Below are 16,196 nucleotides of genomic sequence, written 5' to 3' on the forward strand. Positions count from 1 at the left end.
GCCTACCCTCCTCACTTTTGGCTCTGAGCTTGGATCACCGTCCTCAGCTTAACCCACGATATTTGAGGACGGGTAGGTCACTACATAATGTCTAGAGTGCCGGCATCAGATAAACCTCCCGGACGCTGTTGCGGGGGTCTGCCTTCAAAGCATAGAGCACCGCGTCGGCGACGTCCTGTGGATCCAGCTTGTCCGGCTTGGGTTCGTCAAAAAACGGGGTATTCACCATACCCGGTGCAATCACGGTGCAGCGCCCTTGCCACTCCTTCATCTCTTCAGCGAGATTCTGGGCAAAGCCGTGAACGAACCACTTGCTGGCACCATACACCGAACCCTTGATGGTATTGCGTCCGGCGGCGGAGCCGGTCATCAGGAAATGGCCGGTGCTTTTGCGCAGGTGCGGCAGGCTGGCGCGTGCGGTGTAGAGCACGCCGAGAACGTTGACGTCGATCATGCGGCGCCATTCCTCCGGGTCGCCTGCCTCGGTGCCGGCGGCGTTGAGACCCATGCCCGCATTGGCGAAGACAGCGTCGAGCTGACCGAATTTCTGCAGACCGGCCTCAACTGCCTGCGACAGCTGCGCGTAGTCGGTGACGTCCGCAGCAATGCCGATCGCCCGGTCATCGCCGATTTCCGCCACGAGGTCTTTCAGGCGGTCTTCCCGCCGTGCGGTCAGTACAAGCTTCCAGCCCTGCTTCGCTGCCGCAAGTGCTGTAGCGCGGCCGATACCGCTCGACGCACCGGTAATCATGAGTGCCTTTTCCATCATGTCCTCCCTGGTCTCTTCGAACCGCCACTATAGCCAAAAGACGCTACAGGCGAGTCAGCGAACGTTCAGTCGTCATTCATCCTCGGCATTTGATCGCCGATCACGGAAGCGAGCCGGGTATTGAACCGGCTGATTCGCCGTAATGCATCATCGCGCTCGACATCCTCCTCAGAGAGATACCGGCAATAGCCACTGCTGATCGCGATCAGTGCCGTACCGGCATCGACCTCAGGAAAGCGACCGGCATAAGCACGGACAAGATCCTCGATCTCGGGATCCGCAAAGCCGTCCCGCGAGACGCCGCCGATACGCGTTATGAATTCGCTGTCGATCTGCGAGCGCGGGAGGTTGGCACACATGGCGCTCCAGGGTTCAAAACCCGGCGCGTCACGGACCTCGCTGCGCAGCGAATCGACAAGGCGGGGGGTCGCATTCGGTGACGCGTCGTTGTCCCAGGCGGTGCGCACATAGTTTGATACCTCAGCGATCTCGCTGTTGCTGAGGACGTTGATGAAGGAAGGCATTCCACCCCAGTCTTTATCCGGCGGCAGACCGGCAAGAACCGACATGATGATGTTGTTCGGCGGCAGGGTCGTGATAGAGCGATTGTTGTTCAAGGTGGCTGCCGCGCCTGCCATGCCCTCACCGCTGAGCAGGTGACAGCCGGAACAATTGGCAATGAAGATACCCTCGCCGTCACCGACCCTGCCGGCACCTCCCGGATCGTCGGGTTCTTTCGCCTGCTCGGGGGCAACATCCCGGAGATAGACCGCGATCGCGCGCACGGCATCTTCGGGGATTTTCGCCAGACTCTCATGGACGACATCATCCATCGGGCCGTAGGACGTTTCCAGATAATCCGTCTCGCCCTCGCGCAGGAAGTGGAGAATCTCGTCCACGCTCCAATCATCGATGACCGAGGTATCCCCCGCTGAAATGTCGGGCGCATACCAGCCCTGAATCACCGAACCCTCCAGGTGCCGGGTATCGTCGGTGGCGAATGTTGCATTGCGTGGCGTGTGGCAGGCACCACAATGGGTGACGGCCTGCACCAGATAAGCGCCGCGGTTCCACTCGTCGCTCTTGTCATCGCGCGGTTCGAAGCGTTCCGGCTCGAAGTTTGCTGCCTGCCAGGCCGCCACGCCGGTGCGCAGATTGAACGGAAACCCCAGCTGCACGATCTCGACCTCGTTGTCGATCGGCTCGATCGTCTGCAGGAAGGTCCAGAGTGCCTCGAGGTCTGCGTCCATCATGCGGGTGAAGAAAGGATAGGGATGTGCCGGGTACATGGCATCGCCACTGGCGTTCTTCCCCTCGCGCAGCGAGGCGACGAAGTCCTCGAACGTATAGTCGGCAATGCCGGTCGAGTGCGGCGTGATATTTGCCGTATTGAGGACCCCGAAAGGAGTGCTGATCGAGCGCCCCCCGGCGTAGGGTTCGCCGTTGTCAGCCGTATGGCAGGCGGCGCAGTTGCCGGCGCGGGCGAGTATCTCACCCCGCGCCAGTTGCTCATCGCTGACATCCTGTGCCCGGGCTGCGGCGCCCGAGCCCAGGGTGAGTGCCAAAGCGCTCGTCACCACAAACACTCGAAAAAGATGGTTCATTGCGATCTGCATAAACGCCTCCGGCTTCAGTTCGTTGAGTCGTCCTTCTGCCGATTCAGGTCCTCCAGCGCCTCATCACCTGCCGTGGCCAGGCTTCGCAGGATATCCACCTCCGCGCTGATGCGATGGCGAATCTGGTCCCAGAAGCGCTCGTGATCGGAAAATTCGGCGGCATCACGCTGACGCAGGCTCTCATAACACTGCAGGGCCCTGTCGGCAGAGCGGCGCATGGAAAAGGCTTCCGCAGTCTCCCTCGCCGCGCTCACCAGGGCCGCATAGCCCTTGCGGTCGAGCGTGTATACCCAGTGCAGGGCGTCGCCGAAGTCCTTCTGGCTTTCGCACCGCAGAAGGCGCCCGTTGACACCGTCCCGAACCACTTCACGCACACCGGAGGCATCCAGGGCAACCACCGGCAGTCCACTCGCCATCGCTTCGGTAAGCACCATGCCCTGAGTTTCACTCTTCGACGCAAAGGCAAACAGATTCATGGCGTTCATGGCATCTGCGAGGGCCTCTCCTTCCAGTACGCCACAGTGCTTGAGGCGCTCACTCAGGCCGGCCTCCTCAAACCGCTGAACGATGGCTGCCTCAGCATCACCGCCGCCGACCAGCAGAAAATAGCGGTCCTGCCCCTCCCTGAGAAACGCTATGACGGCATCCGTCAGGAACCCCACATTCTTTTCCCAGGCGAGACGGCCCATATGGCCGACAACGAACGCCTCTTGCGGAATGCCCTGCTCGCGACGCAGCGCCGCACCGTTCCCGCGCGCAAAGCGCTCGACATAGACGCCAGTCGGGATGACTTCCACCGGCGTCTCGACCCCGCGCTCCAGCAGCAGATGGCGGATGCTCTCGCTCGGCGCCACCACCAGATCCGTCAAATTCGCGTAGCAGGTAGCCAGTTCGACAACAAAACGCTTGAGCGCCGGCGAGTCCATGGGGACGTAATGGGTGTACTCCTCGTAAAGCGTATGGTGCGTGAAGACCAGCGGCCGCTGCAGCATGCGCGCGGCGCGCAGCGCCGTCATGCCGAGCAGGAACGGGTGCTGTGAATGAATGACGTCGGGGGCGAAATCCTCCAGCGTGGCCATCAGACCGCTGGGCAAGGGCAATGCTACAGAGAAGTCACTGGCGTTGAAGTTCTGCAGGGCAGGAATGCGCACAACCCCCGCTTCCTCGGCCGGCTGATCGGCGAAAGCCGGCGCCACCACCAGCACCTCGTGCCCCGCACGCTGATATTCCTCGCGGAAAGCCGCCACTGAACGCGCCACACCGCCCACGTGGGGCAGATAGGTGTTACCGATAAGCACTATATTCATGCGCGGCCCCCGGTGTCTGCCGAGGGCGCCAGAAGCAAGCGATCAGTGCCGTTCTCGACAACGTCGTAGCCGGCCAACGCGGATGTCAGCGCCGGCGGCGACGCATGCCAGTCCGCAGCCACGGATATCACCACGCATCCATTATCCGCGTGTTCAATGCGTACACTGACCGTACCAAACACCGTCGGCGCGGGCCCGAAAGACATGGGTTCCCCGGTTTCCAGCCAGCGACCGGGAATACCTCCGGCAAGCACCAGGCTGTCACCCTCCTCCCGCAGAAAACAGTTGCGCAGCATCAACACCCATTCCGCCGCCGCCCAAACGTGGTGCCCGTCACCCATGCAGCCGCCACCGGTCTGCGGATGAATCGCCTCGGGCCACTGCCCGGTGGGACTGGCAAGCCGGGCCACGGCGTCCATGAGTGCAAGGTAGCGAGGATCGCCGGCGCGCAACAGCACCTGAGCCACCTGAAGGGTGAGGTAGGCGTTCTGGCCGGAGTGGATCATGTCCTGGAAAAAGGCATCGTGCACGAAACACGCCTCAATCAGGTAGTCGGCGCAATCCACCAGGCGCGGATCCCGCGCGTCCTGCAGCTGCAGGGGGTAACCCGCGACAATGGATCCCACGGCACCCGCATCGAGGCGTCGATAGGGCGCTGCGGGCATGGCCGGGCGCCCCAGGCGCTGCTCACAGCTCGCAAGGCTGCGATCAATGGCGCTCTCCAGGCGCTGCGCGCTGTCGCGGCAGCGTTGTGCCGCATCGGCATCGCTGTCTTCCAGCATATCCGCTGCGGCGCGCAGTCCCGCCACACTCCAGAAATCGTCCCAGTAATAATAGTCGTTGGGGCCGAGGTGTTCAGCACTGAAACCGGCGGGCAGCAGCCCCGCATGCGGCGTCGGTGGTGATTCCGGCAGGCACTTGCGTGTGATCCAGCGCGCGGCGCGGTCGATCGGGTCGCGCCAGTGGGCCGGCGCCGGTTCGCCGCTGAAACGCCGGTAGCGATCGAGGAGCCACAGGACCTCGCCATTGGAATCCCACTCGCCTTCCTGGGAGCGGAAGTAGCCGAACCGTGTCTGTCGATCGAAAAAGCGCTCGATCGCGCGGCGCCCGCGCGCTTCAAGGCCGACACTGAGCAAGGCATTGACGATAAAGGCAGCATCGCGGAACCAGAATCGCTTGTAAGTCGAGGGCCCCGGATAGGCGTCGCCGGGACTGTGCAGCACCAGGGAGGTAATCGCCGCGTTGTAGAGAAAGCGGTAATGCGGGTCAGGGCACTCCAGCCGGCTCGCAGCCGCGCGCTCAGCCGCCCAGGCATCACCCTTCAGCGAGGCCGACACGGTCTCGTGAAGCGGAATACGTGCCTCGATGTCACCCTCGCCAACGATATCCCAGCTCGCCGCCGCCGACGCGAGACCGACAGGACAATGAACGTCTGTCTCCTGCCCGTCAGTCGCCAGTTTGAACAGGACGTCCCCCTCACTGTAAGTGGAGACGTGGTGGTGCTCAGGCGCCCGGTCAAGGTGCACCGAGGGCTTGCCATCAATCCGCCAGTGCGTGCCACCGCTTTCCAGCGCGATATCGGACACGAAGCTGACCCCTTCCGGGTTCTGTGGCCGAACGCCCAGCACCAGTCTGGCGCGCCCCCCGCGGCGGTCCACCGCCTGCACCGTCAGGTGACAGACCGCCTCGCCGGCCTCCTCGATAACGGTAGCCCGGCAAGTCAGCGTCAGCTCTTCGCTTTCGGTTCGCGTGACTACCGCAACGCCACCGTCGAGATCGTACTCCTGCGTAGACTCGATCGCCCGGGACGGAAACAGGCGCCGCCCATCCTCTGACAGCACCCAGGCGTCAAGAGACCAGCCATCAAGGAAGGGGGTCAGCAGACCACGTGGATCAACAATCGGCAGGCCTTCAAGATCGGGATAACCGATCGCCGTCCAGTTGCGGTGCGTCAGGTTGACATGGGTGACAGAAAAGGCGCGGGGCAGAAAGGCCCGGTCATGGGGATCATACTGTCGTTCCACCCAGTAGGGCCAGACCCAGTCCAGGTTGTGCTGTATCACCTTGCTGTTGATCAGTCCGCGGGCGTGAAACACCACCCCGGCACGCAGCAGTTCGATCGGCTCCCCCACCTCCGATGGCTGCGCGAGACCGCGCAGGCGACCGAGGATTTCCAGGGGGTCGAGAAAGCCCTGCGAGGTCGCCGCCTTGCGGATCACCCAGCGCAGGGGTAGCCAGCTCCACCACTTCATGTTTCGCGGGTCTCCTGTGCGTTTGCTTCGTAACGGGATAGCGCTCGCCGCGCCAGACGGTTGAGATAGAGCACCGCGACCACCGTCGCCACAAAACCTATGCCATAAACTGCCCATTCGACGGGCGTGCGCCCATATTCCCGCGCTTCCACCGTCACCAGATCCGCGGCCAGCGAGCCCAGGTAGACGTTGTGCAGCGAGAAGGGCACCAGCCCGAGCAGCGTGCCAAGGGCATAGCCGCGGAAGCTGAATCCGGTCAATCCGAAGTAGTAGTTCGACAATTTTCCCGGGAAAAAGGGAATCAGTCGCGTCAGCAGCACCACCTTGAAATCATGCTGCTCCATCTCCCGCGTGACCGAATGAAAGCGCGCGTGGCTGCGAATCCAGGTGCGCAGACGCTCGCCGGTACAGTAGCGCGAGATCAGAAAGGCGAGGCAGGCTCCGAGCGTCGTCCCGATCACCACGTAAGCCGTGCCCTCTAGCACACCGAAGACAAATCCGGCACCGGTGGTGAACAGCACGCCAGGCAGAAGCAGCACCACGGCCGCCGCCATGATCAGGACGAACCAGACAATCGACAACACGCCCTGGCCTTCAATCCAGCGCAGGACGTGCAGAATCTGCTCGTCGATATCCAGCCAGAAAAGCACTGCGACGAGTGCCGCCACCGCGAGCGCGGAGGCGGCTATGGCGGCTATGGGTGACTGCATGATCTGGCTACCGTAGCAGGGATGGGGCAGCCACTGCCAGTATCCGTGATAGGCTGTTTTGAGACGTTTACCCTCTCGTCGGCTGCGGCTTCACTGTTCAGATAGCCGACTTTCGCTTCGGAGTCGATATTCCATGCGCATTTTCGCCAACCCGGTCGGAGCCGGCTCTCTCTGGTTCGACAATCTGGCCACGGCAGACGGTATGCCGGTCGCCTACGACCCCCAGGCAAGAACCTTTCTGCCGACACCGCCATTCTGCGCCAATCGCCAGAGAATCGGCTGTAACTGGATCGCGCCCGGCGAGGGCGAGTTCTGCCGCTCCTGCGCCATGACCGCCCTGGCACCCGATACTTCCATCGCCAATGCCATCCCGAACTGGGCACAGACCGAGGCCGCCAAGCGCTGGGTGCTGGACAATCTGGGGCGTTGGCACTGGTTTCGACCGGAGGACGCGGGCGCTCCGCCGGTATTCCACCTGCTGGCGGAGGGCCCGACGCCCGTACTCATGGGCCACGTCGAGGGTGTCGTGACCATCAGCGTGGCGGAGGTGGATCCAGTGCTGGTCGCGACGCGCCGCGAGGCACTGGAAGAACCCTACCGCACCATGATTGGCCATATGCGCCACGAGATTGCGCACATGCTGTGGTGGCGCCTGAGTCTGCGCGAGGACTTTATCGACGCCTTCCGCGCCATGTTCGGTGACGAGCGGGCCGATTATCAGGCGGCGCTGCAACAGCATTATCAGAACGGGCCACCGGCAGAATGGAGGCAGCATTATCTGACCAGCTACGCATCCTCACACCCTCACGAGGACTGGGCCGAGACGGCGGCACACCTGCTGCACCTCACGGATATTGCCGACAGCTTCATGGCCGCGGACCTGTTGTCACCGCAGATACAGAATGCCGGCTGGGACCCCTATTCCGAACCGGATGCGGAACGATTGATCCACATTGCGGCGACGCTCAGCGTGGGCGTCAACCATATCAACCGCTCCATGGGATTATCGGATATCTATCCGTTCGTGCTTTCAACCCACGCGCGCCAGAAACTGGGATTTGTGCACGACTGGCTGCGGCGGGGAGCCCTGGGGCTTTAGGCGGGAAGGGTGCCTCGCCTCTTTCCGGGACACCCTGCGCTCACAGCGCTACCGGAACGTTTCTGCGCGCGCTCAGATTTCCTCCCGGACCTGCGCGTAGGCCAGGGCCGAAAAGATTCCCGTCCCGCCGACGACATTGCCGAGAAACGCCGGGATAACACCACCGAGAATGGCTGCGGACACGCCAAGCTCGCCGCGTGCAACGAGAATAAACAGCTCGGTAGAGCCGGCCACCACGTGGGACATGCCGCCCAGGCCGATCATGTAAGTCAGGATTATGATCATCAAGACCTCCCCCGCACTTTCCATTCTGGGCAGGATCCAGACCAGTGCCGCAATGATGAATCCCGCAGGAATACCCCAGGCAAAGTGCTCGATCGCCGTCGCCGTGGCGTAGTGGCGTGATACGGACAGCACGCCCTCAAACTGGGCCTCCGGCAGAATGTGGCCAAAGACCAGCACCAGTGCCGCCGCGGCACAGCCAACCATGTTGGCACTGAAGACAATGCCCCAAAGACGTGCCGTGTGATAGAAATTCAGCGCCGTGGGGGCGAGGAACAGCGGCAGAATCGGGGTAATGGTGTTTTCGGTAAACAGCTGCATCCGACCGAGAATGACGATGAGAAAACCCACCGTGTAGCCCAGGTTGGTAATACCCGGCGTCCAGGCCGCATCAGGGAGGATGGATGCCAGGAAACCCATGCACAGTACCGACAGGCTGATGGCAAGGCCTGCCGCAACGCCCGACCACCACAACGCACTGAATCCGCGCTCCAGTTCGTGCTCGCCCTCACGCCGGATGGCTTCAAAGATGACGGACGAGGGCACGTTCTCATACTCGTCCACCTGCCCCTCTTCGGCCCGATCAAGATCAGCACCCTTGGACATTCTTCGCACACCTCCAGACCCGGGACAGCAATCGCCTGAGGAAAGCCGCCCCTGCGAGCCGCCTCAGTCAGCCAGGCCCAGCCGGGCCTGCAGCCGCAATCCGGCAAGATACCCCATTACCGGCAGCAACATGAGAATACCGTACATCACCGGTGCGATGGTCATGGCGGGGTTGCCAAGGATAGTGCCGGTCACCAGGATAGCCGTGCCGCCGTTCTGAATCGAGGTTTCAATAGCGATGGTTCGCGCGTCCCGGCGGTCGCGGCGCAGGCCGCGGGCAAGGGCGTAACCGGCAGCCAGCGCCGCACTTGCCAGGAGCAGCGCCGGCATTGCGGTAAGGGCGAGAAACTCGGGCATTCGGGCCCAGTTCTGCGCGATGATCCCACCAATGACCGCCAGCAGCATAAGGAAGGGAATCCGGGTCATCCAGAATTCGTAACGTTCACATAACGCAGGGCGGTAATGCCGCAGAATCATGCCCAGCGTCACCGGAACCAGCGTCACCGCCGTCAGTTTTCCCACCGTGGACAGGAAGGGGAGCGCAATCTCCGAATCACCCGCGAATCGGCTGTCGATGATCCAGCCGGCCACGAGCGGCAGGCTGAAGGGCGTAATCAGACTGACAATCGCGGTAAGCGCAATGGACAGGGCGAGGTTGCCGCCCACCAGGTAGGAGAAGACGTTCGATGTGGTACCGCCGGGACTCAGGGCCAGAATCATGAACCCGATCATGATCTCAGGTGGCAGCGACATTCCCGACAGGAGCAGGAACGCAAGCACCGGCAGCAGCAGCATTTGGGAGACGAGGCCGCAAAGGACGCTCGAGGGACGCGCCCACAGCGTGCGGAAATCACCCGGGCTGAGATTGGCGCCCATGCTGAACATCATGATGAACAGGGTGAGTGGCAGCGCAATAGCGAGCACAAGGTCCTGATTCACAGGCCCCACCAGACAGTCAGCAGCAGGCACAGCCCGTAGGCAAAGAATCCCTGACCTGTCGCCGGCGGCAGACGGCTGCGCTCGGTCGGCGCCTTGTCGAGCAGGCGCAGCGGGCGCCTCAGGAGCAGGAGCGAGGCCAGCGGGATCGCGGCATGGGCGAGCAGACCCATGGCTCCAAGACCCAGAGTGACCAGCGCCAGCAGGACGATCAGGCCCTGGAAAAGGCGCCTGGCGCGCGCGTAACCCAGGCGCACAGTCAGCGTTCGCAGGCCCTGTTCGAGATCCGCCTCGTAATCCCGGAGCTCGTTGCTCAGCAGCAACAGGGAAGCGAACAGACTGAAGGGTATCGACAGCCAGAACACACCGGCATGATAGCCGCCAGAGACGGCAAAATAGGCGCCGCCAACAAGCAGCACGCCCATGAACAGAAACACCAGCGACACCCCCAGCCCACGTTCCTTGTAATTTACCGGGTGGCCGGTATAGCCCAGGGCGCCCGCCATACCCACGAGCCCCAGCAGCAGCATGGGCCAGCCCCGCAACCACACCAGGTAAACACCGACGATACCTGCCAGAACAAAAGCCAGCGCGCCCAGGCGGGTGTTGCGCCGGATCGCCGCGCGCTGCCCGGCATCAAACTGGGGGCTGTGCCTGTCTGCATGATCGTTGACGAGATTGACCCCGGCCTGCAGAAGCACACCGGCAATGATAACCAGCACAGCCAGCCCCGGGTTTCCCGCACCGTCGCGTAAAGCCAGAATGACCCCAAGGCCACAGGTGGCAATGGCGACCACAAGAGAAAATGGACGCAGGGCGCGAACGAAGCGGGTTTTGTCTGGGGCCATGGACAAGGTCATGCTGCACCGCGGTCTCGGGTGGCGCAAGGTTACACCAGCTCTATGCCGCTTGCATCAGGGGTGCGAATAGAGATCAACAGCGCCGTGCCGCCCTCCGGGACGTTGTCAGTTGCGCGCCACGTCGTGGCGGCGTCGCCCCGGCACTGGCAGCAGATACGGCACGCATCGACGATAATCGCGAAACTCCTCACCATAGCGCTGCAGGTAGCGCTGCTCCTTGAGCCGTGGCGCCACCAGGCAGTAGACCGTCAGGAACAATGCAAGCATCAGCTGGTCTGGCGTCCAGACGGGAACGGTCCACAGGGTGAGGATAAAAGCGGCATAAATGGGATGGCGCACACGGCGAAACAGACCGTGCACCGGCATCCCTGGATATCGCGAACGCCCTCCCCGCAACAGCGACAACCAGCCCAGTGCACCGGACTGGACCTCGATACCGGCATCGACCGTTGCTTTGAGAAGCAAAAGCCAGGTGCTGGCATAAACAGCGAGCAGCGCCCAGCGCAGCCAGCCTTCGGCCTGCCACCAGACCACCCCGGAAGGCGTCCAGAGCACAAACAACGACAGCAGCTGCAGCGACGCGATGATGACGTAGCTGGTCGAACTCAGGGTCTCTCCGTACCAACCGGGCAGCAGTCGTGCCAGCCAGCGGCTGCCTCGCCGCCCCAGCAGCAGCGAGTGCAAGAGGGGAAATTGCACAATCAACGCGAGATTTACCGGCCAGCGCCAGGGCTCCGGCACAGCGCCGAGTCCCTGACTCATGCCCGTGGCCATGCCGCCGATCATGCCCGCCGCGGCGACGGCGAAAAGTCCGTGGCAAATGGCGCCGACGCCGACTGCCAGCGCAATCCGCGCCCCGCCGGGCGCCGGCCGCAGCGCCTCAGTGAGTAGTCGCAGGGTATTGCGCAGCTGGGGTGGTGGTAGAAACGACATGATCGCCGGTGACCTCGACCTGGCTGAAACTGACACTGTGTCCTTAGCCATACGGCCGATGCGCTGCCGCCGACCGGCTACCGCCGTGATTCCGGGCGGACAGCCAGTGCGAAAGCTGGACAGGCACCTTAACGCATGGCGCCCGCCGTCACTGGCAGCCCCATGGCCGTCCACACCAGAATACCTTCATCAATCACCGCGGTATTGCGATAACCCAGTTTCTGCAGGTTGTTGATCACGAAGTCCGAGGCTGCGTGGGGACAGGCGCAGTAGGCAACAATCCAGGTGCCATCGTTGGGCAGGTTTTCACCCGCCCTGTCGCCCTCGCGGTAATAGGGCATGGGGACAGCGCCGGGAATATGACTGCGCTGCCAGGCCGAGGCGGGCCGCGTGTCCAGCAGAATGAATCGACGTTTTTCCTCCAGCGCCCTGACCACCTCTGCGGCAGGGACGTAGCGTCCATCACGCAAGGTGAACCTGGGCGTTTCCCCTTCGGGATTGAGCACGTAGTCCTCGGGCGCCGGCGGTTCCACAAGCGTGGGAGGCTCCGGTTTCCAGCCAGCGGCCTGGCTGCGCAGGAAAGCCACTACCGAGTTGATTTCGCCGTCCTTCAGCTGGTCGGAGAAGGACGCCATGGGCGTTCCGTCCCGGCCGTTCACAATGGCGTATTTGAGAAAGGCATCAGGCGCATTGGCCAGCAATGCCGGGTCACCCAGGGACGGCGCCGTGATGCCCTGTCCATCGGCGCCGTGGCAGCTCGCGCAGTGCTGCGCATACAGCATTTTCCCCTGCTGCGCGTCGCCGGCGATCACGGCGTCGTGATCCAGGGCAACACGTTCAACCTCTTCGGTTTCCACCAGCCAGCGCAGCAACAGGCGAATTTGCGCGCGGTCCAGCGGGCCGCCCATTTCCGTGCTGTAACCCTCCATCGCCGTATTGGCCCGGCCATAGGCAACGGTGGTGTACATGAAGCGGGGATAGCCCGTGGACAGCAGCGACTGTGATTTCAGGGATGGCGCATGATCAGCCTGATACCCGGCCCTGTCATCGCCATGGCAAAGCGCGCAGTATTGCTGATACAGCACTTCTGCCTCTGCGATTTGCGTCGCATCCAGCCGATCTTCGGCGGCCTGCACAGCAGAGAGAACGCCCGTCGCAGCGACGAGGAGTCCCGCCCGTAAATACGCTGTCAATCGCATCGTCAATCCTTTTATCCATCATCCGTATCGCCGATTATAGAACGCGGGACACCAAGGGGCCACGACGTCAACAGAAGGAGTTTCCGCGCTGAATATCCTCGTTTACAACACCGGCAGCAGCACCCTGAAGTGCAGCGTCGTGGACGCCAGCCAGAACCGTCGTATCCACTCCCAAACTGCTGCATGGCCCGCTGCCGCGAGCGGTGGCGCACCAACGCTGCCTGACCTCCCACCCGAGGCCAGTCACCGGCGCATTGCTGCCGTCGCCCATCGCATTGTCCACGGCGGTCCTGATTACAGCGGGCCGACCCGCATTGACAGTCGCGCACTGCAGGCAATCGAGTCCGCCAGTGCCCTTGCCCCACTGCACAATACGCAGGCGCTGTCGGTCGTCCACGCGGCGATGATGCGTTATCCCGACCTGCCACAGGTCGCGGTTTTCGATACCGCGTTTCATCACGACCTGCCGGCCCATGCGCGCCACTACGCCGTTCCCGCACACTGGCGCGAACAGCATGGCGTCCGCCGCTTTGGGTTCCACGGTATTTCCCACGCCAGCGTGGCCCGCCAGGCGGCGACGGTTCTGCAGCACCCCCTGCAAGAGCTGCGCCTTATCACCCTGCACCTCGGCAACGGGGCCAGTGCCGCGGCGATAGCGGGCGGAAGGTGCATCGATACCTCCATGGGCATGACGCCCATGGAGGGCCTGGTGATGGGTACCCGAAGCGGCGACCTCGATATCGCGGCCGCCCTGCTGGTTGCCCGACGCGAGGGGCTGTCACTCGACGAACTGGAGCACGTGCTTGGCCAGCAAAGCGGCCTTGCGGGGCTCTGTGGCGACTCTGACCTGCGCGCCATTCTGGCGCGAAGCGAAGCGGGCGATACACAGGCAGAGTTCGCGCTCGCCGTCTACAGTTATCGCATACAGAAGTACATCGGGGCCTACATGGCGGTTCTGGGAGGGCTGGACGCCCTCGTGTTTACCGGAGGGGTTGGCGAAAACGCCGCGGCCGTGAGAGCAAGCGTCTGTACAGGCCTTGAATCATTCGGGATCGCCGTGGACTGTCACGAGAATGAACGCCGCTTTTCAGGCCAGGCACGGATGATCCACACCGCCGGGGCCGCCGTGGCGGTGCTGGTCGCGCCGGCCGATGAGGATCTGGAGATCGCCCGGCAGACACAGGGCGCGCTCTCGCGGCGGTGACAACAGCACAGGAGAAATCTACCGATGACAGGCACCGCAACCTCCCTCGCACAACCACTGAGCCCGGATGAGCTTGCCGGCATCGACGCCTACTGGCGCGCCTGCAACTACCTGGCAGCGGGCATGATCTACCTGCGTGCCAACCCGCTGCTGCGCGAGCCCCTCGCCATCGAGCACATCAAACAGCGACTTCTTGGTCACTGGGGTGCCAGCCCGGGACTCGCTTTCACTTACGTCCACGCCAACCGGCTGATCCGCCAGCACGACCTCAACGCCATTTTCATTGCCGGGCCCGGTCACGGCGCCCCCGGCGTGCTCGCGCCGGTGTATCTGGAGGGCAGCTTCTCGGAGGTCTATCCCGACATCAGCGAAGATGAGGAGGGCCTGACGCGCCTGTTCCGACACTTTTCCTTCCCGGGCGGTTTCGGCAGCCACTGCACGCCGGAGCTGCCCGGCTCGATTCACGAGGGCGGCGAGCTCGGCTACAGCCTGTCCCACGCCTTCGGTGCGGCCTTCGACAATCCCGACCTTGTCGTTGTGGCCACTGTCGGGGATGGCGAGGCAGAAACCGGGCCGCTTGCCACCGCCTGGCACTCCAACAAGTTCCTGCATCCTATTCGCGACGGCGCCGTTCTTCCGGTCCTGCAGCTGAATGGCTACAAGATCAACAATCCGGCACTGCTCGCCCGCATTCCGCGCGACGAGCTGGAGCAGCTGATGTTCGGCTATGGCTGGACACCCTTCTTCGTCGAGGGCGATGATCCTGCCATCATGCACCAGCAGATGGCCGCTGCCATGGACGAGTGCCTGTCACTGATTCGCGAGTACCAGCAGTCGGCGCGGTCCAGCGGCATTGCCAGCCGACCGCGCTGGCCCATGATCGTGCTGCGCTCTCCCAAGGGCTGGACTGGCCCTGCAGAGGTCAACGGCCACCGTGTCGAGGGCAGCTGGCGGGCGCACCAGGTGCCCCTCGGGGATGTACAGGGCAATCCGGAGAGTTTTGCCCAGCTGGAGGCCTGGTTACGCAGCTACCGGCCACAGGAGCTGTTCGATGACAGGGGTCGCCTGCGTGATGATCTGCGGCAGCTCGCGCCGCAGGGCAAGCGCCGGATGGGCTCCAACCCCCATGCCAATGGCGGCTTGCTGAAGAGAGACCTGCGTCTGCCGGATTTTCGCAGCTATGCCGTGCCGGTGGCAGAACCGGGGCATGGCCGCGCGATGAACACGCGGCCGCTGGGCGCCATGCTGCGCGACACCATGGCGCGCAACATGGGCAACTTCCGCGTGTTTGGCCCGGACGAGACCACGTCCAACAAGCTCGATGCCATTTATGAGGTCAGCGGCAAGCTGTGGCTGGCTGAACGACGCCCGGAGGATGACGACGGCGGCGAGCTCGATCCCGACGGCCGCGTGCTCGAGATGCTCTCGGAGCACACACTGGAAGGCTGGCTGGAAGGCTACGTGCTCACAGGCAGACACGGTTTCTTTGCCACATACGAGGCCTTCGCCCATGTCATCGACTCCATGTACAACCAGCACGCCAAGTGGCTCGACATCTGCGAGAGTCTGCCCTGGCGCGCGCCGATTGCCTCTATCAACCTGCTGATCACATCCACGGTGTGGCGCCAGGACCACAACGGCTTCACGCACCAGGATCCGGGCTTTATCGACATTGTGGTGAACAAGAGCCCTGCTGTAACGCGCGTCTATCTGCCACCCGATGCCAACTGCCTGCTGTCCACCGCGGACCACTGCCTGCGCAGCCACAATGACATCAACGTCATCGTCTGCGACAAGCAGAACCACCTGCAGTACCTGGATATGGAATCCGCCATCCGCCACTGCACCAAGGGCATCGGCATCTGGGACTGGGCCAGCACCGATCAGGGCAGGGAGCCGGACCTGGTGATGGCCGGCTGCGGCGACATCGCAACGCAGGAAGCACTGGCAGCCACCGCCCTGCTGCTTGAGCAGTTCCCCGACCTGCGGGTGCGTTTCGTCAATGTGGTTGACCTGTTTCGTATTGCGCCGGCCGAGGAGCACCCCCACGGCCTCAGTGACCGCGATTTCGACAGCCTGTTCACCATGGACAGGCCGGTGATCTTCAACTTTCACGGTTACCCCTGGCTGATTCACCGCCTGGCCTATCGCCGCCACAACCACCGCAACCTGCATGTGCGAGGCTATAAGGAAAAAGGCAGCATCAATACCCCGATGGAGCTGGCGATCGAGAACAACGTGGACCGCTTCAGCCTCGCCATCGACGCCATCGACCGTGTGCCGCGACTGCAGGCAAGCGGCGCTCACGCCAAGGAGGCCCTGCGCAACCGGCAGATCGACTGTCGCCAGTATGCGCACGTACACGGCGTGGACATGCCAGAGGTCAGCGGCTGGAACTGGCCTGGCCTGCGGAAATCCTGACG

General features: G+C 63.1%; 13 protein-coding genes. 3 read left to right on the forward strand and 10 right to left on the reverse strand.

The genetic code is table 11. From position 1 onward, the window contains the following. Nucleotides 1-91: 91 nt before the first annotated feature. The 5 genes from EV688_RS13080 to EV688_RS13100 form a co-directional block, all read right to left on the reverse strand. Nucleotides 92-769 carry an SDR family oxidoreductase gene (locus EV688_RS13080; protein ID WP_205686697.1) on the reverse strand — a complete coding sequence of 226 codons (678 nt, stop codon included), beginning with the start codon at nucleotides 767-769 and terminating at the stop codon, nucleotides 92-94. 65 nt (nucleotides 770-834) lie between these two features. Next, the gene (locus EV688_RS13085) at nucleotides 835-2,373 is read right to left on the reverse strand and encodes a cytochrome c (RefSeq protein WP_162883961.1); all 1,539 of its coding nucleotides are present in this window, start codon (nucleotides 2,371-2,373) and stop codon (nucleotides 835-837) included. Between the two features lie 26 nt (nucleotides 2,374-2,399). Further along, entirely contained in the window at nucleotides 2,400-3,692 is a 1,293-nt protein-coding gene (locus EV688_RS13090) for a glycosyltransferase (RefSeq protein ID WP_117319016.1), read from the reverse strand. After that, entirely contained in the window at nucleotides 3,689-5,944 is a 2,256-nt protein-coding gene (locus EV688_RS13095) for a hypothetical protein (protein WP_205686696.1), read from the reverse strand. Before EV688_RS13095 ends, EV688_RS13090 begins: the two co-directional genes overlap by 4 nt. Further along, nucleotides 5,941-6,654 carry a TVP38/TMEM64 family protein gene (locus tag EV688_RS13100; protein ID WP_117319015.1) on the reverse strand — a complete coding sequence of 238 codons (714 nt, stop codon included), beginning with the start codon at nucleotides 6,652-6,654 and terminating at the stop codon, nucleotides 5,941-5,943. The genes EV688_RS13095 and EV688_RS13100 overlap by 4 nt, the downstream gene beginning before the upstream one ends. Nucleotides 6,655-6,787: 133 nt before the next feature. Here EV688_RS13100 and EV688_RS13105 point away from each other — a divergent pair, with 133 nt between their 5' ends. Continuing rightward, a complete protein-coding gene (locus EV688_RS13105; RefSeq protein WP_117319014.1) occupies nucleotides 6,788-7,753 on the forward strand; it encodes a zinc-binding metallopeptidase family protein in 966 nt (321 codons plus the stop codon). Between the two features lie 72 nt (nucleotides 7,754-7,825). Here EV688_RS13105 and EV688_RS13110 read toward each other — a convergent pair whose 3' ends face one another. From EV688_RS13110 to EV688_RS13130, 5 genes are all read right to left on the reverse strand, one after another. Continuing rightward, nucleotides 7,826-8,641 carry a formate/nitrite transporter family protein gene (locus EV688_RS13110; protein ID WP_117319013.1) on the reverse strand — a complete coding sequence of 272 codons (816 nt, stop codon included), beginning with the start codon at nucleotides 8,639-8,641 and terminating at the stop codon, nucleotides 7,826-7,828. 63 nt (nucleotides 8,642-8,704) lie between these two features. Beyond that, the gene (locus tag EV688_RS13115) at nucleotides 8,705-9,580 is read right to left on the reverse strand and encodes a bile acid:sodium symporter family protein (RefSeq protein ID WP_117319012.1); all 876 of its coding nucleotides are present in this window, start codon (nucleotides 9,578-9,580) and stop codon (nucleotides 8,705-8,707) included. Then, the gene (locus tag EV688_RS13120) at nucleotides 9,577-10,425 is read right to left on the reverse strand and encodes a prenyltransferase (RefSeq protein ID WP_162883960.1); all 849 of its coding nucleotides are present in this window, start codon (nucleotides 10,423-10,425) and stop codon (nucleotides 9,577-9,579) included. The genes EV688_RS13115 and EV688_RS13120 overlap by 4 nt, the downstream gene beginning before the upstream one ends. Nucleotides 10,426-10,542: 117 nt before the next feature. After that, a complete protein-coding gene (locus tag EV688_RS13125) occupies nucleotides 10,543-11,370 on the reverse strand; it encodes a methyltransferase family protein (protein ID WP_117319010.1) in 828 nt (275 codons plus the stop codon). Between the two features lie 128 nt (nucleotides 11,371-11,498). Then, on the reverse strand, nucleotides 11,499-12,563 hold the full coding sequence (locus tag EV688_RS13130) for a c-type cytochrome (protein ID WP_162883959.1): 1,065 nt from the start codon (nucleotides 12,561-12,563) through the stop codon (nucleotides 11,499-11,501). Between the two features lie 145 nt (nucleotides 12,564-12,708). Here EV688_RS13130 and EV688_RS13135 point away from each other — a divergent pair, with 145 nt between their 5' ends. After that, nucleotides 12,709-13,773: an acetate/propionate family kinase gene (locus EV688_RS13135; RefSeq protein ID WP_205686695.1), complete on the forward strand. Its 1,065-nt coding sequence runs from the start codon at nucleotides 12,709-12,711 to the stop codon at nucleotides 13,771-13,773. 24 nt (nucleotides 13,774-13,797) lie between these two features. Continuing rightward, nucleotides 13,798-16,194, forward strand: a complete 2,397-nt coding sequence (locus EV688_RS13140; protein WP_117319007.1) for a phosphoketolase family protein — start codon at nucleotides 13,798-13,800, stop codon at nucleotides 16,192-16,194. The last annotated feature ends 2 nt before the right edge of the window (nucleotides 16,195-16,196 follow it).

This window comes from Chromatocurvus halotolerans (genome assembly GCF_004340525.1).
In the GTDB taxonomy this organism is placed as follows: Bacteria; Pseudomonadota; Gammaproteobacteria; order Pseudomonadales; family Halieaceae; genus Chromatocurvus; species Chromatocurvus halotolerans.